Annotated in this window: 24 protein-coding genes; 14 read left to right on the forward strand and 10 right to left on the reverse strand. The window is 66.9% G+C overall.

Translation table 11 applies throughout. The features are described 5' to 3' along the window. Positions 1-72 precede the first annotated feature (72 nt). The 7 genes from V7E00_RS18925 to trhO all read left to right on the forward strand — a co-directional run bounded on the left by V7E00_RS18925 (position 73) and on the right by trhO (position 5,583). Positions 73-492 carry a hypothetical protein gene (locus V7E00_RS18925; RefSeq protein WP_333574216.1) on the forward strand — a complete coding sequence of 140 codons (420 nt, stop codon included), beginning with the start codon at positions 73-75 and terminating at the stop codon, positions 490-492. Positions 493-497: 5 nt separating this feature from the next. Beyond that, on the forward strand, positions 498-1,241 hold the full coding sequence (gene sufC / locus V7E00_RS18930; protein WP_333574217.1) for a Fe-S cluster assembly ATPase SufC: 744 nt from the start codon (positions 498-500) through the stop codon (positions 1,239-1,241). Continuing rightward, positions 1,238-2,320, forward strand: a complete 1,083-nt coding sequence (locus V7E00_RS18935; RefSeq protein ID WP_333574218.1) for a SufD family Fe-S cluster assembly protein — start codon at positions 1,238-1,240, stop codon at positions 2,318-2,320. Before sufC ends, V7E00_RS18935 begins: the two co-directional genes overlap by 4 nt. Next, positions 2,317-3,528 carry a cysteine desulfurase gene (locus V7E00_RS18940; protein WP_333574219.1) on the forward strand — a complete coding sequence of 404 codons (1,212 nt, stop codon included), beginning with the start codon at positions 2,317-2,319 and terminating at the stop codon, positions 3,526-3,528. Before V7E00_RS18935 ends, V7E00_RS18940 begins: the two co-directional genes overlap by 4 nt. Next, positions 3,525-3,992, forward strand: a complete 468-nt coding sequence (locus tag V7E00_RS18945; RefSeq protein ID WP_333574220.1) for an SUF system Fe-S cluster assembly protein — start codon at positions 3,525-3,527, stop codon at positions 3,990-3,992. Before V7E00_RS18940 ends, V7E00_RS18945 begins: the two co-directional genes overlap by 4 nt. A gap of 52 nt (positions 3,993-4,044) precedes the next feature. Next, positions 4,045-4,404, forward strand: a complete 360-nt coding sequence (locus V7E00_RS18950) for a HesB/IscA family protein (RefSeq protein ID WP_333574221.1) — start codon at positions 4,045-4,047, stop codon at positions 4,402-4,404. A 204-nt stretch (positions 4,405-4,608) separates the two neighbouring features. Next, entirely contained in the window at positions 4,609-5,583 is a 975-nt protein-coding gene (gene trhO / locus V7E00_RS18955) for an oxygen-dependent tRNA uridine(34) hydroxylase TrhO (protein WP_333574222.1), read from the forward strand. On the opposite strand, the gene V7E00_RS18960 is transcribed toward trhO, so the two are convergent. From V7E00_RS18960 to coxB, 10 genes are all read right to left on the reverse strand, one after another. Continuing rightward, positions 5,556-5,798, reverse strand: coding sequence for a hypothetical protein (locus tag V7E00_RS18960; protein ID WP_333574223.1), 243 nt, complete (start codon positions 5,796-5,798; stop codon positions 5,556-5,558). The genes trhO and V7E00_RS18960 overlap by 28 nt on opposite strands. 416 nt (positions 5,799-6,214) lie before the next feature. After that, positions 6,215-6,847, reverse strand: coding sequence for an SURF1 family protein (locus V7E00_RS18965; RefSeq protein WP_333574224.1), 633 nt, complete (start codon positions 6,845-6,847; stop codon positions 6,215-6,217). A gap of 1 nt (position 6,848) precedes the next feature. After that, positions 6,849-7,250 (reverse strand): DUF983 domain-containing protein, encoded by a 402-nt coding sequence (locus tag V7E00_RS18970; protein WP_333574225.1) that lies wholly within the window; start codon positions 7,248-7,250, stop codon positions 6,849-6,851. 1 nt (position 7,251) lies between these two features. Continuing rightward, positions 7,252-8,136 (reverse strand): cytochrome c oxidase subunit 3, encoded by an 885-nt coding sequence (locus tag V7E00_RS18975; RefSeq protein ID WP_333574226.1) that lies wholly within the window; start codon positions 8,134-8,136, stop codon positions 7,252-7,254. 36 nt (positions 8,137-8,172) lie between these two features. Then, a complete protein-coding gene (locus V7E00_RS18980; RefSeq protein WP_333574227.1) occupies positions 8,173-8,712 on the reverse strand; it encodes a cytochrome c oxidase assembly protein in 540 nt (179 codons plus the stop codon). Further along, positions 8,709-8,879, reverse strand: a complete 171-nt coding sequence (locus tag V7E00_RS18985; protein ID WP_333574228.1) for a hypothetical protein — start codon at positions 8,877-8,879, stop codon at positions 8,709-8,711. Before V7E00_RS18985 ends, V7E00_RS18980 begins: the two co-directional genes overlap by 4 nt. Further along, complete coding sequence (locus tag V7E00_RS18990; RefSeq protein WP_333574229.1) at positions 8,876-9,793, reverse strand: heme o synthase; 918 nt, start codon at positions 9,791-9,793, stop codon at positions 8,876-8,878. Before V7E00_RS18990 ends, V7E00_RS18985 begins: the two co-directional genes overlap by 4 nt. Before the next feature lie 44 nt (positions 9,794-9,837). Then, the gene (locus V7E00_RS18995; protein WP_333574230.1) at positions 9,838-10,122 is read right to left on the reverse strand and encodes a hypothetical protein; all 285 of its coding nucleotides are present in this window, start codon (positions 10,120-10,122) and stop codon (positions 9,838-9,840) included. A gap of 173 nt (positions 10,123-10,295) precedes the next feature. After that, complete coding sequence (ctaD, locus tag V7E00_RS19000) at positions 10,296-11,954, reverse strand: cytochrome c oxidase subunit I (protein ID WP_333574231.1); 1,659 nt, start codon at positions 11,952-11,954, stop codon at positions 10,296-10,298. 3 nt (positions 11,955-11,957) lie between these two features. Next, on the reverse strand, positions 11,958-13,076 hold the full coding sequence (gene coxB / locus V7E00_RS19005) for a cytochrome c oxidase subunit II (protein WP_333574232.1): 1,119 nt from the start codon (positions 13,074-13,076) through the stop codon (positions 11,958-11,960). Between the two features lie 170 nt (positions 13,077-13,246). Here coxB and pyrE point away from each other — a divergent pair, with 170 nt between their 5' ends. Genes pyrE through V7E00_RS19040 form a run of 7 tightly spaced genes read left to right on the forward strand, consistent with a single transcriptional unit; the run spans position 13,247 to position 19,663 of the window. Further along, positions 13,247-13,831: an orotate phosphoribosyltransferase gene (gene pyrE, locus V7E00_RS19010; RefSeq protein WP_333574233.1), complete on the forward strand. Its 585-nt coding sequence runs from the start codon at positions 13,247-13,249 to the stop codon at positions 13,829-13,831. After that, the gene (locus V7E00_RS19015) at positions 13,828-14,556 is read left to right on the forward strand and encodes a pyridoxine 5'-phosphate synthase (RefSeq protein WP_333574234.1); all 729 of its coding nucleotides are present in this window, start codon (positions 13,828-13,830) and stop codon (positions 14,554-14,556) included. Before pyrE ends, V7E00_RS19015 begins: the two co-directional genes overlap by 4 nt. A 4-nt stretch (positions 14,557-14,560) precedes the next feature. Beyond that, positions 14,561-14,971, forward strand: a complete 411-nt coding sequence (gene acpS / locus V7E00_RS19020; protein WP_333574235.1) for a holo-ACP synthase — start codon at positions 14,561-14,563, stop codon at positions 14,969-14,971. Between the two features lie 2 nt (positions 14,972-14,973). Beyond that, positions 14,974-15,864, forward strand: coding sequence for a signal peptidase I (lepB, locus tag V7E00_RS19025; protein ID WP_333574236.1), 891 nt, complete (start codon positions 14,974-14,976; stop codon positions 15,862-15,864). Then, on the forward strand, positions 15,861-16,958 hold the full coding sequence (locus V7E00_RS19030; RefSeq protein WP_333574237.1) for an AI-2E family transporter: 1,098 nt from the start codon (positions 15,861-15,863) through the stop codon (positions 16,956-16,958). Before lepB ends, V7E00_RS19030 begins: the two co-directional genes overlap by 4 nt. A gap of 4 nt (positions 16,959-16,962) precedes the next feature. After that, positions 16,963-17,604 (forward strand): maleylacetoacetate isomerase, encoded by a 642-nt coding sequence (gene maiA, locus V7E00_RS19035; protein WP_333574238.1) that lies wholly within the window; start codon positions 16,963-16,965, stop codon positions 17,602-17,604. After that, complete coding sequence (locus V7E00_RS19040; RefSeq protein WP_333574239.1) at positions 17,597-19,663, forward strand: TonB-dependent receptor; 2,067 nt, start codon at positions 17,597-17,599, stop codon at positions 19,661-19,663. The genes maiA and V7E00_RS19040 overlap by 8 nt, the downstream gene beginning before the upstream one ends. The last annotated feature ends 64 nt before the right edge of the window (positions 19,664-19,727 follow it).

The following is a 19,727-nucleotide window of genomic DNA, read 5'->3' on the forward strand; positions in this document are numbered from 1 at the left end:
TCAGCCTGCGCTCATGTCGGCTGCTGTATCGACGACGCAGGGCCGCGTTCCGGGCCCGCAGGAGTATCATGCATGTTGAACGCCCTTCTCGCCGCAGCCTTTGCCCTCCAGGGCGGCGTCGCGATCGACAGCGCGGCCCAGTTCGGCGCGGCGACCAACCATGCGCGCTGCATTGTCCGCGCGATCGGCACCGCGCCGGCGGACGCGGGCGCGCGTTCGGCCAAGGTCGCGAGCGCAATCAAGCAGTGCCGCGACTTCCTTGATTCGGACTTTCAGGCCGGGCGCCTGCTGCTCAACGATCGGCCCTATCAGCCGAGCGCCTGGCACAAGCTGACGCCGGTGCTCGACGCGATCGAGGCCGACATCAAGGCCAGCGTCACTGCGCCCAAGCAGTACAAGATCATGTGGAAGCTGCCCGACGGCTCCCTGGTCGATGCCTATGACGCGGGCGCCAAGCCCAAGACCCTTTCTCTCGTGACCGTGGCGATCTGACACCCATGCTGAACATCCAGAACCTGCACGCCGAAGTCGACGGCAAGGAAATCCTCAAGGGCCTGACCCTGTCGCTGAACGCGGGCGAAGTGCACGCGATCATGGGGCCGAACGGCGCCGGCAAGTCGACGCTGGGCTATGTCCTCGGCGGCCGCAACGGCTATGAAGCCACAAGCGGCAGCGTGACCTTCGACGGGCAGGATCTGCTGGAGCTGGAGCCGCACGAGCGTGCCGCCGCCGGCCTGTTCCTCGGCTTCCAGTATCCGGTCGAGATCCCCGGCGTGTCGAACGTCCAGTTCCTGCGCGAGGCGGCCAATGCCCAGCGCCGCAACCGGGGCGAGGCACCGCTTTCGGGTGCCGAGTTCCTAAAGCTGGCGCGTGCCCAGGCGGCGGCGCTCGGCATGGATGCGGAAATGCTCAAGCGACCGGTGAATGTCGGCTTTTCCGGCGGCGAGAAGAAGCGCAACGAGATGGTGCAGATGGGGATCCTCAACCCCAAGCTCGCGATCCTCGATGAGACCGACAGCGGGCTCGACATCGATGCGCTGAAGGCGGTGGGTGAAGGCATCAACCGCATCATGCGCGCGCCTGACAAGGCGGTGCTGCTGATCACCCACTATCAGCGCCTGCTCGATTATGTGCAGCCGGACTTCGTCCACGTGCTGGCCGACGGCCGCATCGTACGCTCGGGCGGCCCGGAACTGGCACTCGAGCTCGAGCGCGAAGGCTATGGAGCGCTGGCGGCGTGACCGTGCTCGACCTTCCCTCGACGCGGGCCGAGGCATGGCGCTGGTCCGACATGGACACGCTGCGCGCTGCGGCCGCCAGCGAACAGGCGCCGGCCGGTATCGACCCTGCGGACCTGTTTCTCGACATCGAAGGCCCGCGCCTTTGCTTCGTCGACGGCGTGTTCGAGCCTGCGCATAGCCGTCCCGGCCCGGTGGAGGTCACGCGCCAGATCGCCGCGACCGATCACCCGCTCGGCAGCCTCGCCATTGGCGAGGGCTGGGCGCTGCACCTCGGCCCCGAACATGCCGCGACCTGCATCCAGATCGTACATCTCGGCACCGGCGGCGAAAATCACGTGCCCGCGCGCATCCTGCTGGCCGACGATGCCGTGGCGTCGGTGGTGGAGACCTTTGCCGGCACCGGCTGGGCGAACCGGCTGACCGCGATCGCGCTCGGCAAGGGCGCGCGGCTGATGCGTTCGGTGCGGCTGGTGCAGACCGGCGGCTTCGTCTCGATCCGCGACGAGGCCGAGATTGGCGAGGCGGCAAGCCTGGTGTCGATCTTCCTTGGTGCGGGGGGCATGGGCAGCCGGATCGACGGCGCGCTGACCCTCACCGGCAAGGGCGCGTTCGCTGAAATGGGGGGCGCGCTGCTCACCAGCGGCACGCAGCGGCAGGAAGCCGCCGTTTCCGTCCGGCACGAGCAGATCGAAGGATCGTCGCGCCAGATCTGGCGCGCAGTCGCGGCAGACCAGTCGGTGGCGAGCCTCGCCGCGCGAGTGGAAGTCGCCCGCGGGGCGCAGCAGACCGACGGCGAACAGTCGCTGCGCGGGCTGCTGCTCCAGCGCACCGCGACGGTGAACCTCAAGCCCGAACTCGAAATCTTCGCCGACGACGTGAAGTGCGCGCACGGCGCCACGGTGGGCGAACTCGACCGCAACGCCCTCTTCTACCTGCAGAGCCGCGGTATCCCCGACGCGCGGGCCAAGGCGCTGCTGACGCATGCCTTCGTGGCGGATGCGCTGGCGCGGATCGGCGAAGAGCCGGTGCGCGAAGTCTTTGCGGCGGATGCGGCGGCGTGGCTGGAGGCGGCGCTGTGAGCGTGCTGGCGACCGCCGCCCCCCTGGACGTTCTCGCGGACTTCCCGGCGATCCCGGCGGGTTGGGCCTATCTGGACACCGCCGCCACCTCGCAAAAGCCGCGCCCCGTGCTCGATGCGATTACGCGCGGCTATGGCGAAACCTATGCGACAGTGCATCGCGGCGTGTACCAGCGTTCTGCCGACATGACGCTTGCCTTTGAGGCGGCGCGGGCCCGCGTGGCAAGGTTCATCGGCGGCCGCACCGAAGAGGTGGTGTTCGTGCGCGGCGCGACGGAGGGGATCAACCTCGTTGCCGAGTGTTACGCCGCCACCCAGCTCAAGCCCGGCGACCGCATCCTGCTCTCCGCGCTCGAGCATCATTCGAACATCGTCCCCTGGCAGATGGCCGCCGAGAAGATCGGCGCGCAGATCGACGTGGTGCCGCTCACCGAAGACCACCGCATCGATCTGGACGCGATGGCGGCGATGCTGACTGAACAGCACAAGCTGGTCGCGCTCGCCCATGTCTCGAACGTGCTGGGTTCGGTGCTCGACGTCCGCCGCGCGGTCGACCTCGCGCACGGCGTTGGCGCCAGAATCCTGATCGACGGCTGCCAGGCGGTCGCGCGGCTGCCGGTGAACGTCGCCGAGCTCGGCTGCGACTTCTACGTCTTTTCGGGGCACAAGCTCTACGGACCCACCGGCATCGGCGTGCTGTGGGGCCGCTACGACCTGCTCGACGCGATGCCCCCCTATCAGGGCGGCGGATCGATGATCGACCGGGTCAGCTTTGCCAAAACCACTTATGCCCCGCCGCCGGGCCGGTTCGAGGCGGGCACCCCGCACATCGTCGGCGTGGTCGGGCTGCATGCCGCCATCGACTATGTGGACGGCATCGGACTGGATCGCATCCACGCGCACGAAACCGCGCTGGTGACCGAGACGCGCGCCGCGCTCGCGGGCATCAACAGCGTGCGGCTGTTCGGGCCGGCGGACAGCGCCGGCATCGTCAGCTTCGCCGTGGAAGGCGTGCATCCGCACGACGTCGCGACGATCCTCGACGAAGGCAGCGTCGCGATCCGCGCCGGGCATCACTGCGCCCAGCCGCTGATGGAGCTGCTGGAGGTCCCCGCCACCGCGCGGGCGAGCTTCGGCGTATATAACGGGCCGGCGGACGTCGCCGCGCTCGTGCGAGGTATCGAACGAGTGACGAGGATCTTCGGATGAACGAAGAACGCAGGATCGTGGTGGAAGAGGTAGACGCGGTCGAAGCGCCTCCCAAGGCGCGCGTCGATGATGTCGCCGAGCCCGCCGCCGAGCGCAAGCGCGACTATCTTTCCGGCTTCCTTTCGCAGAAGCCCGTCGAGCCGGGCGCCGGCGAGCCGGGCGGGCCGCTGTACGAAGCGGTGATCGAGGCGCTGAAGGAGATCTATGACCCGGAAATTCCGGTCAATCTCTATGACCTGGGGTTGATCTACGGCGTCGACATCACGGCCAACGGGCATGCCGCGATCACCATGACGCTGACCACGCCGCATTGCCCGGTGGCGGAGTCGATGCCGGGCGAAGTCGAGCTGCGGGTCAGCGCGGTGCCGGGCATTGCCACGGCCGATGTCAACCTCGTCTGGGACCCGCCCTGGGACCCGCAGAAGATGAGCGACGAGGCCAAGCTGGAACTGGGGATGTTGTGACCCATCTAAGCCCCTCTCCTTCAGGGGGGGCTTAAGAAGGCAGGAAGAGACGATGACCACCGCGACCACCTCCCGCCAGCGCCCCGCCGCGCTGCTTCTCACCCCCGCCGCCGAGGCGCGCATCGCCGCGTTGATGGCGAAGGCGCCGGAAGGCACGGTCGGCGTCAAGCTCTCCACCCCGCGCCGTGGCTGCTCGGGGCTTGCCTACTCGGTCGACTATGTCAGCGAGGCCAAGCCGCTGGACGAGAAGATCGAGACGCCCGGCGGCCTGTTCTTTATTGACGGCGCATCGGTGCTGTACCTGATCGGCTCGACGATGGACTGGGTCGAGGACGATTTCACCGCCGGCTTCGTGTTCACCAACCCCAATGCCAAGGGCACCTGCGGCTGCGGCGAAAGCTTCATGGTCTGAACCCTGTGCGCGGGCGGGGACGGCCCGCACTTTCACCTCTCGGCACCCCGGCGAAAGCCGGGATCCATTGGGGTCTACGTCCAGCCTCTTTCCCGGGCCGAGTGGCGAGTGGCTTCCGGCTTCCGCCCGGATGACGGCCGGAAGCAAGGCGCTCGCGGCAACCAACCTTGGTATAATTGCCCCGGCTCGGCTAAAGCCGCCGAAATGACTCAGACTGCGGACGATGCCGCCCTGCCGATCCGCGTGGCGGCGCTCTACCAATTCACCCGGTTTAATGACCCGGCGGTGCTGCAGGGCCCGCTGGCGGCACTCTGCTGCGGCCAAGGCGTGAAGGGCACGCTGCTGCTCGCGCGCGAGGGCGTGAACGGCACGATTGCAGGCAGCGACGAGGCCATCGCGGCGGTCGTCGACCATATTCGTGCGCTGCCGGGCTGCGCCGGGCTGGATGTGAAATATGCCCGCGCGGCCGAGCAGCCCTTTTACCGCATGAAGGTGCGCCTCAAGCGCGAGATCGTGACGATGGGCGAGCCGGACATCGATCCGCTGGCGAGCGTCGGCACCTATGTCGCGCCCGAGGACTGGAACGCGCTGATCGCCGACCCGAACACGGTTGTGATCGATACGCGCAACGATTACGAGGTCGCCGCCGGCACGTTCCGCGGCGCGATCGACCCGCACACCAGGAGCTTCCGCGACTTCCCGGACTGGTTCCGCGCCCACCGCGAGGAACTGCTGGGGCGCGGCGAGACGCCGCCCAAGGTCGCCATGTTCTGCACCGGCGGCATCCGCTGCGAGAAGTCGACCGCCTTCCTCAAGTCCGAGGGCATCGAGGAGGTGTTCCACCTCAAGGGTGGTATCCTCAACTATCTGGAGAAGGTTCCCGAGGCGCAGAGCCTGTGGGACGGCGAATGCTTCGTGTTCGACCAGCGGGTGACGGTCGGCCACGGCCTGGCGCCCGGCAGCTACGAACTCTGCCACGCCTGCCGCCGCCCGGTCAGCGTCGAGGACCGTCGCTCGCCGCTATATGAGGCGGGGGTGAGCTGCGCCGCCTGCCATGAGGAGCGCAGCGACGAAGACCGGGAGCGCTACCGCGAACGCCAGCGCCAGGAGTCCTTCGCCGCGACTCGAGGCGAGCCGCATGTCGGGAAGGTCTATCCGGCGGCGAGCGAAGAACGCTGACCATCGGCGCGGGCAGCGCCGGAAGCGAACGCAGCTGGCGGCCAGTTGCGGACGTTCGCTGTACTGGCTACGAGGAGTCCCATGACGCTAGCATCTTTGATCCGCATTGCGAGTGTTTGCTCGTTGGTGATCATTGCGCCATCGGCTTCTCCGGCACGAGAACGGAATACGTTCCTTTTCTCAGGAGATTCTTGGAAGATAAGAATATTGGACATGCGTGCCCGATACTCACACCGACTAGGGTCATACCGTGAAGAGTGGGAGGGGCCCATTGCTAACGTCCGGCCCCGTCCAGGCGGCGGTGTGGAGGTCACTGGGACCTTGGAGCGGGCGTACGTTGTTGCAGGCGAAGCGGTGACTGATGAACTTCCATTCACCTTGGAGGTGACGGATCAACCTTGCGAGAAGCAACCTAGAGCGAAGATGTCGGTCACAGCCATCTTGACCTTCAAAACAGATAGTGTCTGACCTTCGCACGATACAGGATGTGGTGCACCAATGCCGCTACCTGTCGGCGGCAACGCCCGCTAGCCACCGATGCCCGCCGTTCGCCAATTGCCAAAAAGGGATCTGCTAAAGCCTTGGTGCTGGCCGAAATCATGCCGCGATCTCCACGTGGTCAGCGGTGCGTTCACCGCACCTCAGGCAGCGGCGCACCCCGCGCCCGCAGCCGCAGGGCCAGTGCGTAGATGATGATCGCCACCCCGGCGAACAGGAACCACTGCACCGCATAGGCCAGATGGTTGTTGGGCACGCTGGCGATGTCTGGCGGGGTGCTCGGCTCCAGCCCCGGTGCGGCCTGATCGGAGACCAGCATCAGCGGCCGTGGGGCTCCATTGAACATGCTCGCAATCAGCGGGCGGTGGTCGGGCGCGCGGGTGAGGGTGCCGCTCACCACTCCGCCGGGCCAGTGGGGGCGGAACATCGGATCGCGCGTTACGCCCATGTCGACCAGCAGCGTGGCGCCCGCATGGGTGCGGCAGGTGGCGATCTGCCGCCAGCCCTGCATGCCCTTCACGCCCCGCCCGCCCTGGCGCGCCCAGTTGGTAACGGACTGGCAGGCCGAACGGGCGTGGCGGAACAGCAGCGAAGCGTCGGCCGCGCCGCTCTCGACGGTGATCGTCGGCTGCATCGTGTTGGCCGCGAACACCGCCAGGGCGCTTTGCTTCTGGCTCCGTCGATCGAGTTGCCAGAAGCCTAGTGCGATCATCGCTGCCACTGCAAGGCCGACCAGCAGGGTGGGGAGCAGCGGCACGCGGCGCATCTCAGTCCTCGGCGATCCGGCCCTCATGGGCCCGGTTGCGAAATTCCAGCGCGAGCAACAGGCCCTTGGCCACGCGCAGCGATCCCACCACCATGCCCAGCGTGACCAGCGGCCAGAGCAGCAGGTGGACCCAGACGGGCGGAGAGACGCTGAATTCGAGCCACAGGGCAAGGATCGTCACCAGCGTGCCGATGCCCAGGGTGAGGAACACCACCGGCCCGTCGCCGACGTTGAACGCAGTGAACTCCAGCCCGCAGGCGGGGCAGCGATCGGCAAAGGCCAGGAAGCTGCGGAACAGCGTCTTGGCGCCGCAGCGCGGGCAGCATCCGTACAGACCGGATGCGATCGGGGGCGGCAGCGCGGTGCTGCCGCCCCCGGCGGGATCGGGTGTGGGGGCTGTCACGTCAGCCGGCGTGAACCGGTGCGCCCCAGCCACCCCAGACATAGATCGACGCGAACAGGAACAGCCACACCACGTCGACAAAGTGCCAGTACCAGGCCGCCGCCTCGAAGCCGAAATGCTGCTTGGGCGTGAAGTCGCCGCGATAGGCGCGCACCAGGTTTACCACGAGGAAGATCGTGCCGACGATCACGTGGAAGCCGTGGAAGCCTGTCGCCATGAAGAAGGCGCCGCCATAGCTCGAGCCATGCTCGCTCGCAGCCTTGAAGGGGAAGGGGGCCTCCATATACTCATAGGCCTGAAGGCAGCTAAAGGTGAAGCCGAGGATCACCGTGAGCCACAAGCCCTTCTTCACCGTGTCGTTCTCACCCACGCCGATCAGGCCCCAGATCCCGCGCAACGCGCCGCCGCGCTCATTGTGGATCAGCCCGTGGTGCGCCCAGGTGACGGTGCAGCCCGAGCAGAGCAGGATCAGCGTGTTGAGCAGCGGGAATTGCCAGGCATCCAGCACCTCCATGCCCTTGGGGGGCCAGGTGCCGCCAACCGCCTCGACGGTGGAGGGGAAGAGCGAGAAATCGAACCAGGCCCAGAACCAGCCGACGAAGAACATCACTTCGGAAGCGATGAACAGGATCATGCCGTAGCGCAGGTGGAGTTGCACGATGGGCGTGTGATCGCCGGCATGCGCCTCCTGGATCACCTTGCCCCACCAGCCGAACATGGTGAGCAGCACGAGCGCGAAGCCGGTGGTGAGCACCAGTGTGCCGTTCGCCATCTTGTGCATCCACAGCACCGCGCCCGAGGCCAGGATCAACCCGCCCAGCGAGCCGAGTAGCGGCCAGATGCTCGGCGGCAGGATATGGTACTGGTGGTTCTTTGCTCCAGCCATGGGCGTATCCCAATCCTCTCTCTATTTTGCGCGATGCTAGCTTGGTGTCTTCGGTGAATCCACTGGATAAAATGTATAGGACAAGGTGATCTCCTCGACGTCGCGCGCGTCGGGATCTTTCAGAATTTTCGGATCGACGAAGAAGATCACCGGCATGCGGACGGTCTCGCCCGGCTGCAGCGTTTGCTGGGTGAAGCAGAAGCACTGGATCTTGGTGAAGTATTTCCCGACCTGCGCCGGCGTGACGTTGAATGTCGCGGTGCCAGTGATCGGGCGGTTGGACGTGTTGGTGGCGGTGAAGAAAGCCATGTCGCGGCCGCCGATGTCGATCGTGTCGGCGCGGCGTTCGGGCTCGAACTTCCACGGCAGCTTGGGGCTGACATTGCTGTCGAACGCCACGGTGATCTTCTGGCCGGTAGCGCCGGGGGCCCGCAGGCCCCGCTGGGTGGTGCCGTTAAGGCCGGTCGCCTCGCAGAACATCCGGTAGAGCGGCACCGCCGCGAAGCCGAGCCCGGTCATGCTGCACACCAGCACGGCACCCATCAGGCCGACGCGCAGGTTGCGGCTGACTCTCATCCGCCGTGACCCAGCTGCATCTTCACGATCGAAATGGCGAAGACGAGCAGCACGAATCCGCCGAGCAGCCATGCCATCACGCGCGCCCGGGAACGCTGGCGCGCGCGGATCAACTCCAGCTCCGATGCCGGCATCCGTATCACATCCTCTCCGCGTGAGTCGTTCATCCCACCCACCTGTCGATCACCAGCGCCCCGAATAGCACGAACAGATACAATATCGAGAATTTGAACAGCCGCTTTTCCGGGATCATACGGTCCCCACCCTCGGCTTCGGTCTCGGTGCGCCGGGTGGCGACCTGGATCGCCATGGCGAGGAAGATGCCGGACATCACCGCGGCGGTGAGGCCGTAGATCATGCCCGTCAGCCCCAGCGGCCAGGGCGCAGCAGCGGCGGCGATCATCGGCAGCGTGTAGAGGCCGATCTGGACACGGGTGGTGCGCTCACCGGCGACGACCGGCAGCATCGGCACGCCGGCATTGGCATAATCGGTCTTCACGAACAGCGCGAGCGCCCAGAAGTGCGGCGGCGTCCACAGGAAGATCAGCGCGAACAGCAGGAGGGGCAGCGTCGCGACATTGCCGGTCGCCGCCGCCCAGCCGATCAGCGGCGGGAAGGCGCCGGCCGCGCCGCCAATCACGATGTTCTGGGGCGTCCGGCGCTTGAGCCAGATCGTGTAGACGAACACGTAGAACAGGATCGACACCGCGAGGATCAGCGTCGCGACCAGGTTGATCGCGAAATACATCAGCACCAGGCTGAACGCCGCGAGTCCCACGCCGAAGTGCAGCGCCGATTGCCGGTCCATCCGGCCGGCGGGAAGCGGGCGGCCCTGGGTGCGCTTCATCTTCGCGTCGAGATCGGCTTCATACCATTGGTTGAGCGCGCCCGCAGCGCCGGCACCCAGTGCGATGCACAGGATCGCGGTGAAGCCGAGCACCGGGTGGATCGGCACGGGTGCTGCGAGCATGCCGCACAGCCCGGTGAAGACGACCAGCGTCATCACCCGCGGCTTGGTGAGGGCAAGGAAATCGCGCCAATCGGCGGGCATGGCGGGATTGGCGTTGGTCACGGACATCATCGCTCCCGATATACGGCGCGTGTCGTGCGGGCGAAAGAGGCCTGTCAGCCCAGCCGCTTGGCGTTGGCGCGAACCTTGCGGCGATAATGGCGCAGCGTCTTGCTCGCCTGCGCGTGCGGCGTGCTGCCCAGCTTGCCGGTGACGGCAGCGATCTGCAGTTCCCACGCAGCCTGCATCTTCTCGGCGACCATCTGCTGGGCTTCGGCGGCGGCATTCGGGCCGCCCGCCGCAAGCTTTGCTATGCGCAGGCCGATGACCGTCGACGCCTCCATGCCCAGCATCCAGCTGTCGAGGCCGATCTTCATCCAGTCGGCATAGGGGGTACGCATGGGGTGGTCTCCAGGGGCAACATAGTGGTCCGAACGCGCGAACGATGCGTCCGGGGCCGTGTATAGCATGCGGCCGTTACCAACATCATTCGGAGAGCGGCAAGGCCAGGCCCGGCAAAAGAAAAGGCCCCGGAGGTCTCCCTCCAGGGCCCTGGTTTGGTTGCCCCGTCCGATCAGTCGATCTTGGGCAGCGTCTCGAACTGGTGGAAGGGCGGCGGGCTCGACAGCGTCCATTCGAGCGTCGTCGCGCCTTCGCCCCAAGGGTTGGCTTCCGCCTTCCTGCCGGCGAGCAGCGAGTAGATGATGTTCACGAAGAACACCGCCATGCCCGCGGCCATCACCATGTAGCCCACCGTCGCCATGTGGTTCCAATAGGCATATTGGTCCGTATAGTCGGGGATGCGGCGCGGCATGCCCTGAAGCCCCAGGAAGTGCATCGGGAAGAACAGCAGGTTCACGCCGACGAAGAACACCCAGAAGTGCACATGGCCCAGCACTTCGCTGTACATCTTCCCCGTCATCTTCGGGAACCAATAGTAGAAGCCGGCGAACAGACTGAACACGGCGCCCAGCGACAGCACATAGTGGAAGTGGGCGACGACGTAGTAGGTGTCCTGCATATAGTCGTCGACGCCGCCATTGGCGAGAACGACGCCGGTCACGCCGCCGACGGTGAACATGAAGATGAAGCCGATCGCCCAGACCATCGGGGTCTTGAAGCTGATCGAGCCGCCCCACATCGTCGCGATCCAGGAGAAGATCTTCACGCCGGTAGGCACCGCGATCACCATGGTGGCGGCGGTGAAGTACATCTTCACCTGCACCGGCAGGCCGGTGGTGAACATGTGGTGCGCCCAGACGACGAACCCAACGAGGCCGATCGCGACCATCGCATAGGCCATGCCGAGATAGCCGAACACCGGCTTGCGGCTGAACGTCGCGATGATGTGGCTGACGATGCCGAAGCCCGGCAGGATCATGATGTAGACTTCGGGGTGGCCGAAGAACCAGAAGAGGTGCTGGTAGAGCACCGGATCGCCGCCATATTGCGGATCGTAGAAGGCAGTGCCGAAATTACGATCGGTGATCAGCATGGTGATCGCCGCAGCCAGCACCGGCAGCGCCAGCAGCAGCAGGAAGGCGGTGACCAGCACCGACCAGGCGAACAGCGGCATCTTGTGCAGCGTCATGCCCGGCGCGCGCATGTTGAAGATCGTCGTGATGAAGTTGATCGCGCCGAGGATCGACGCCGCGCCCGCCAGGTGGAGCGAGAAGATCGCGAAATCGACGGACGGCCCAGGCTCGCCATAGGTGGAAAGCGGGGCATAGACTGTCCAGCCGGTCCCCGCGCCCACCCCGACGAACGGCGAGAGCATCAGCAGCACGAAGCCCGCCACGGTGAGCCAGAACGAGATGTTGTTCATCCGCGGGAAGGCCATGTCCGGCGCGCCGATCATGATCGGCACGAACCAGTTGCCGAAACCGCCGATCATCGCCGGCATCACCATGAAGAACACCATGATCAGGCCGTGTGCGGTGATCAGTACGTTCCAGAAGTGCATCGCCTCGTCGAACGTGCCTTCGCCGTGCAGCTTGGCGACCCACCAGGGAAGGTACTGGATGCCCGGCTGCATCAGCTCGGCGCGCATGATGCCCGAGATCGCGCCGCCGATGATGCCGGCGAAGATCGCGAAGATCAGGTAGAGTGTGCCGATGTCCTTGTGGTTGGTCGACATGAACCAGCGGGCGAAGAAGCCCGGCTTGTGATCGGCGTCATGCTCGCCATGCGCATGGTCGTGCGCGGCGGTGTAGGGGAGCGCGGTATCAGTCATGGCTCAGTTGCCCGTGTTGCCGGCGCCGGCGGGATTCGCCGTCGCAGGCTTGTTGGACGGTGCCGGAGTGGCAGTGGCGTCGACGGTGGGTGCGGCCTCCATCGCGCCGTTGGCGGTGGCGTCGGTCGCGTCGTTGCCCATGGCGGTCGTGCTCGCGGGCTCGGCCGTGGCGCCCGGCATGGTGCCGCCCTTCGAGGCGACCCACTGCGCGAACTTGGCCGGGCTAACCGCCTCCACCGCGATCGGCATATAGGCATGGCGCGCGCCGCACAGTTCGGAGCACTGGCCGAAATAGACGCCTTCCTTCTGGATGATGAAGCTTGTCTCGTTCAGCCGACCCGGGATCGCGTCCAGCTTGATCCAGAAGGCGGGCATCGCCCAGCTGTGGATCACGTCGGTCGCGGTCGTCACCAGGCGAATCGGCACGCCCACGGGCAGGACCACGCGCTGATCGGTGGCGAGCAGGCGGGGGCCGTCCGCATCGGTGCGATAGCGCTGGCCCTGGCCGACCTGGCCTTCTTCCTTGAGCATGTTCGCAGTCAGCTGAATACCGCCGTTGTCCGGATATTCGTACGACCAGAACCACTGGTTGCCGATCGCCTTCAGCGTCACCGCGCCCTTGGGCGCCGGCTTGAACTGCGCGGCGAGCAGCTTGATCGAGGGGATCGCGATCGCCACCAGGATCAGCACCGGCGCGAGCGTCCAGATGATCTCGATCGCGGTGTTGTGGCTGGTGCGCGACGGCGTGGGGTTGGCGGCGCGGCGATAGCGGACGATCACCCACACCAAGAGCAGCAGCACGAAGATCGAGATGATCGTGATCAGCGGCAGCAGGATGGTGTTGTGGAACCAGTGCGCTTCCTGCCCGGTGGGGGTCACCTGCTGCTGGAGGTAGAAGGCCTTGTCCACCGGCTCGCCCACGCCGGGTACGGCCTGGTGCAGCGGCTTGCCGGCGGCATCGAGCGTCGGATCGGCAACCTTGGCCGCAGGCGCCGCGGGGGCGGCCGGCGCTGCGGCGGCAGCAGGTGCAGGTGCGGAAGGGGCGGCGGGTTGCGCCAGTCCCGGTGAAGCGAAGGCCAGACCGGTGGCCAGCAAGATCGACGGTACCAAGAAACTGCGCATAAGGTGTTGTCACCCCTCTCCAGGAACGCACAACCGGGGCATCCTAGCGGCCCTTTGTACCAAAGGTATAGCTGGGAAAAGGCCATGCTCAACCTTTTTCGCGTGCGGTTGCGGTGGCTGCCCCCGCCACTTAAAGGATCGTTCCACCGTTGACTTCAGGAGCCCAGACATTGACCGGAGACGCCATCCTCGACGAATTTCGCGACGCAGGTGCGTTGCTTGAGGGGCATTTTATCCTGTCTTCGGGTTTGCGCTCTCCCGTATTTCTCCAGAAGATGCGTATTTTCGAAGATCCGGTCCGCACCGAGCGGGTGTGCGGCGCACTGGGCAAGCTGATTCGCGAGACGTTCGGCGAGATCGACATCGTCGTCTCGCCCGCCATCGGCGGCATCATCCCGGGCTATGAAACGGCGCGGGCGCTGGGCTGCAAGGCAGTGTTCGTCGAGCGCGAGGACGGCGAGTTCCAGCTGCGCCGGAGCTTTGAAATCCCGGAAGGCGCGCGCGTGGTGATGGTGGAGGACATCGTCACCACCGGGCTTTCCTCGCGCGAGTGCATCGCTGCGATCCGCAAGCACCCCGGCACGCTGGTCGGCGCCGCCTGCATCGTTGATCGCTCGAACGGCAAGGCGGACGTGGGCGTGCCGCTGATCTCGCTGACCAAGCTGGATGTTCCCGCCTATCCCGCGGACCAGCTGCCGCCCGAACTGGCGGCGATCCCGGCGATCAAGCCGGGGAGCCGGGCGATCACCGCATGACCGGCAAGCTGCGCCTCGGGGTCAATATCGACCATGTCGCCACCGTGCGGAATGCCCGCGGCAGCGGCTATCCGGATCCCGTGCGCGCGGCGCTGCTGGCGGCCGAGGCAGGCGCGGACGGCATCACCGCGCATCTTCGCGAGGATCGCCGGCACATCACCGATGCCGACATCGCAAGGCTTTCGACCGAGTTGACCGTGCCGCTCAACCTCGAAATGGCCGCGACCGAGGAGATGCTCGCAATCGCGCTGAAGCACCGCCCGCATGCGGTGTGCATCGTGCCCGAAAAGCGTGAGGAGCGTACCACCGAGGGCGGGCTGGATGCGGCGGGCATGTTCGAGCTGCTGGCGCCGATGGTCGCGAAGCTGCGCGACAATGGCAGCCGCGTGTCGCTGTTCATCGAGCCCGAGGCGAAGCAGATCGACGCCGCGATCCGGCTCGGCGCGCCGGTCGTGGAGCTGCACACCGGCCGCTATGCCGAGCTGGCGGGTGACGAACTGGCGGTAGAGCTGAAGCGCCTGTCCGACGCGGCGGCGCTGGCGGCGCGCAACGGCATCGAGCCGCATGCCGGCCATGGCCTCACCTTCGACAATGTCGTGCCGATCGCAGCGATCCCCCAGGTGATGGAGCTGAACATCGGCCATTTCCTGATTGGTGAGGCGATCTTCGACGGGCTGGCGCCAGTGGTGCAGCGGATGCGCGAACTGATGGATTCGGCGCGGTGAGCGCATGATCCTCGGCCTCGGTTCGGACCTGTGCAATATCGAGCGCATCCGCAATTCGCTGGATCGCTACGGCGCGCGGTTCGAGCAGCGCGTGTTCACCGAGGTTGAACTCGCCAAGGCGGCCAAGCGACCGCACAACTACGCGCCGACGCTCGCCAAGCGCTTTGCGGCCAAGGAAGCATTTTCCAAGGCGGTCGGAACCGGCTTCAGCCGGGGCGTGTTCATGAAGGATATCGGCGTGGTTAATGCACCGTCCGGCGCACCCACGCTCGCGCTGACCGGCGGCGCCAAGGCGAGACTTGACGCCATGACGCCAGCGGGACACGTGGCCAAGGTGCATCTGACGCTCACGGACGACATGCCCTGGGCGTTCGCGATGGTAATGATCGAGGCCGTTCCGGCGGAAAAGGAATGACGATGGGGGTGGACGAACTGGTGTTGCGCAGCAAGCGGAGCGAGCGACGCCAGAGCGCCACCCGGCAAGGTACCGACTGGTGGGCCGAACTGCGCGGCCTCCTGTGGCTGGTGCTGGGCGTGCTGGCCTTCCACAGCCTGATCGCCAAGCCCTTCTACATCCCGTCAGAATCGATGCTGCCGAACCTGCGGGTGGGCGATCAGCTGATCGTCAGCAAATATCCGTATGGCTATTCGTTCGTCACGCCGACCTTTCATCTGCTGCCGCCAATCCCCGGCCGCATCCTGGGGCGGCTGCCCGCGCGGGGTGACATCGTGATCGTCACGCCGCCGCTGCACAGCACCGACTATATCAAGCGCGTGATCGGCCTGCCCGGGGATACCATCGCGGTGCGCGACGGCGTCGTCTGGCTGAACGGCGCGGCAGTAGCGCGCGAGCCGCTTGGCGAACGGCTGGTGCCGATCGACGACAACACCCGCTGCGACCCGGATCCCGAGCGCGGCGGCTCCATCTTCTACGAAGGCCGCCGGGTAGTGCACCAGGGCAAGGCCTATTGCAGCCTCACGCTGTTCCGCGAGACGCTGCCGAACGGCGCCAGCTATGACGTCGCCGATCTCGGCGACTCCGCCGGCGACAATTTCCCGCCGACGGTGGTGCCCAAGGATCATGTATTCCTGATAGGCGACAACCGCGACAACAGCGCCGACAGCCGGTTTGCCCTGGATCAGGGCGGGCTGGGCGGCCCGGTGCCGTGGGAAAATATCGGCGGCCGCGCAGAATTCATCACTTTTTCGCGCGACGGCTCTTCGACCTGGAACCCGCTGACGTGGTTCACGGGTTTCCGCGGGGATCGGTTCGGCATTTCGCTGCACCCTACCCGCGAGGATAAATGAGCAACGATCCGCTGGAGTCCGCGCGCGTTCGCGTCGTGCGCGAACCGGGCCCGAACGAATTTCGCGATCCCGCGACTCGCGCCGAGTTCAAGAAGGCCGCCGTCTGGCTGGGGATGGCGGTAGGCATCGCGCTCGTCGTGCTGCTGGTCCAGCCGCTGCTGATCATCTTCGGCGGCCTCGTCTTTGCCTCGATGCTGGACGGCGGTGCGCGGCTGATCGGCAAGGTGCTGCCGATCCCGCGCGGCCTGCGCATCGCGCTGGTGCTGCTGCTGGTCTTCGCGTTTTTCGGCCTCGTCTTCTACCGGACGGGCATGCAGATCGCCGACCAGGCAGAGCAGCTGCGCACCACGCTGGAGGCGCAGGCCAATCGCGTCGCGCGTTGGGCGTCGGACATGGGGCTGATGCCGGGCCGATCGGACCTCAACGGGCTGATCCGCGAGGGGCTTGGATCGATCGGGCGGCTCACCAGTGCCGTGGGCACGGCGATCGGCGCGGTCACCAGCATGGTGATGATTCTCATCATCGGCCTGTTCATCGCCCTCGACCCCCGAATCTACGAGCGTGGGCTGCAATGGATGGTGCCGCTCGACCAGCGCCACACCTTCGCGCAGATGCTGGGCGGGATGGCCACGACGATGCGGCGACTGCTCGCCGGGCGCCTGCTCGGCATGGCGTTCGAAGGCGTGCTGACCTGGATCTTCCTCAGCATCGCAGGCGTGCCGATGGCGCTGCTGCTCGGCATCATCACCGGCGTGCTGGCCTTCATCCCCAATGTCGGCGCGATCATCTCCGGCGTGCTGATGGCGGCAGTGGGGTTCAGCGCGGGCCAGGAAACCGGCATCTGGGCGCTGGTCATCTACTTCGCGGTGCAGAATTTCGACGGCTATGTGGTGATCCCGATGGTTGCCAAGCGCACCGTCGACCTGCCGCCGGCGCTGACGCTTTCCTCGCAGATTCTCGCCGGCACGCTGTTCGGCGTGCTGGGCCTGGCGCTGGCCGACCCAATGGTGGCGATGATCAAGGTGGCGCTGGAGAGCAACGCCCGGCAGAACGGCAAGAAGCCCAAGCGCGACGACCATTCCGATAAGGATTGAGCCCATGCTGGTGCTGCATGATTATTTCCGCTCCTCGGCGGGGTACCGGGTGCGAATCGCGCTCAACCTGAAGGGCGTCGACTATGTCCGCCGCGAGCTGCCCCTGCTGGAAGACGCGCAGCGCAGCCCCGAGCATCTTGCGCGCAACCCGCAAGGGCTGGTGCCCGCGCTGGAGGCAGAAGGGCGGGTGTTTACCCAGAGCATGGCGATCCTTGACTGGCTCGATGCCCGCTACCCCGAGCCGCAGCTGATTCCCGCGGATCCGGATGCGCGCGCGGAGGCGCTTTCGCGCGCCATGGTGATCGGCATGGACGTCCACCCGATCAACAACCTGCGGGTGATGCGCTATCTGGAGCACAGGCTGGCGGTCGGTGCGGAAGCCCGCTCGGCCTGGACGGCCCACTGGATGACCGAGGGGTTCACGGCGCTGGAGGCTGTCGTCCGCAATGCCGGCGGAGTGGGTCCGTTTCTCGGCGGTGCGGCGCCCGACATCTCGGATTGTTTTTTGGTCCCGCAATTGTTCAACGCCCGGCGCTTCGCCGTGCCGCTGGACGCCTATCCCCTGCTGCTGCAGGCGGAAGCGGCTGCCCTTGCGCATCCTGCCTTCGCCGCCGCCCACCCGGATCGAGTCGCACCGAATGCTTGAAAAACTGGGGTGCGCCGCCGCGGCGCTGTGCGTGGCGGCACCTGCCGCCGCGCAGGAGACTGCGCCGACGGAGATCGTCATCACCGGCCGCGGGCTCGACGTGCCGCCGGGTGACGCCGCTTATGACGTGGTGACGATCGACCGGGCGCGCCTGGCCGATACCGCCAGCAACCGGATCGAGGACGTGCTTGCCGACGTTGCCGGCCTTGCGCAGTTCCGCCGCTCGACTTCCACCTCCGCGCACCCGACCAGCCAGGGCATCACCCTGCGCGGCCTCGGCGGCAATGCCTCGAGCCGGGCATTGCTGCTGCTCGACGGTGTGCCGCAGACCGATCCGTTCGGCGGATGGGTGCCGTTCCCGGCCTATATGCCTGGCCGTCTGGCCGGCATACGGGTGACGCGCGGCGGCGGGAGCGGGTTTGCCGGGCCCGGCGCTTTGGCGGGAACGGTCGAGCTGGAAAGCGGTAGCCCGGCCGAGCTGGGCAGGTTGAATGTCGGCGCCTTCTACGGCAGCCGCGACAGCGTCGACGCGAGCGCCGTGGCGGCGGTGCCGGTAAACGGCGGGTTCTTCACCGTCGCCGGGCAATATGGCCGCAGCGACGGCTTCGTGCCGATCGTCAATCCCGGCCGCGTCGACCGCGCCGCGCCGTATGAGCAGGCGAGCGTTGCGGTGCGCGGCGTCGCCGATCTCGGCAGCGGCACCGAGCTCCAGACCAATCTCTCCGGCTTCACCGACCAGCGCGACCGCGGCACTGCCTTCACCGACGTGCGGAGCAAGGGTGCGGATGCCAGCGTGCGGCTCGTCCGGCGCGGCAACGGGCAGAAGGGGGAGTGGGGCTGGTCGGCGCTCGCCTATCTGCAGGTGCGACAGTTCGACAGCGGGTTTGCCAGCATTTCCGCCGCACGCGACACCGTCAGTCCGGTCGTGCAGCAGGAAGTCCCTGCGACCGGCATCGGCGGCCGGATCGAAGTCGCACCGCCGGTGGGCGGCGGCGTGACGCTGCGGGTCGGCGGGGATCTCCGCCGCGTTTCGGGTGAGACACGCGAGCGCTACACCTTCGTCGGCACCAACCCGACGCGGCGGCGCGCCGCGGGTGGCACGAGCCTCACCACCGGCGCCTTCGCCAATGCCAGCTATGCCGGCGGCGGGTGGACGCTCGATGCCGGCGCGCGGCTCGATCATTGGACGATCTATGATGGCAGCTTGTTCGAGGTGCCACTGGCCGCCGGCCCCGTCCTCACCGATGTGCGCTACGGCAACCGTCACGGCTGGGAGCCGACCGGGCGGCTGGGTGCCGCCTATGTGCTGGGGCCGGTCACGCTCCGCGCGGCGGGTTATCGGGGGTGGCGACTGCCGACTCTCAACGAACTGTACCGGCCGTTCCGCGCCGGGGCGGACGCCACGGCGGCAAACGCCGGCCTCGATCCCGAGCGGCTCTGGGGCGGGGAAGTCGGCATCGACCTGCGCCCGGTGCCGGATCTCGTCGTGCGCGCAACCGGCTATTGGAACCGCCTGGACGGCGCGATCGCCAATGTGACGCTGGCGCGCGGGCCGGGGACGTTCCCCGGCGTCGGCTTCGTCTCGGCGGCAGGCGCTTATCGCCAGCGGCAGAACCTGGATGCAGTCGAGGCAAGGGGGCTCGAGCTGGATGCGCAGTGGACGCTCGGCGCCTGGAGCCTGGCGGGGTCCTGGGCCTATGCCGATGCCCGTGTCCACGCCTCGGGTGCCGCGGCGACGCTCGACCGGCTGCGCCCGGCTCAGACGCCGCGCTTCCAGGGGTCGGCGACGCTCGCCTGGCGCGCTGCGCTGGCCAATGCCTCGGTGACGGCGCGCTATGCAGGCGCGCGGTTCGAGGACGACCAGAACAGCGCGCGGCTCGATCCCGCCTGGACGGTTGACGCGACGCTGGGGGTGCCGGTCACCAAGCGGCTGCGGCTCGAGGGGCGGGCGGAAAACCTGTTCGATGCCGAGGTTCAGGCGGGAATCAGCGGCGGCGGCGTGATCGAACGCGCCACTCCGCGGACCCTTTGGATCGGCCTGCGCTACGCGATGCGTTGACGCGCGCCCCGGCTGCCCGCGCGGACAATAGGCCAGGGGAACAGCTGGCCATCTACTTGCGGTT

This window comes from Sphingomonas sp. (genome assembly GCF_036731925.1).
In the GTDB taxonomy this organism is placed as follows: domain Bacteria; phylum Pseudomonadota; class Alphaproteobacteria; order Sphingomonadales; family Sphingomonadaceae; genus Sphingomonas.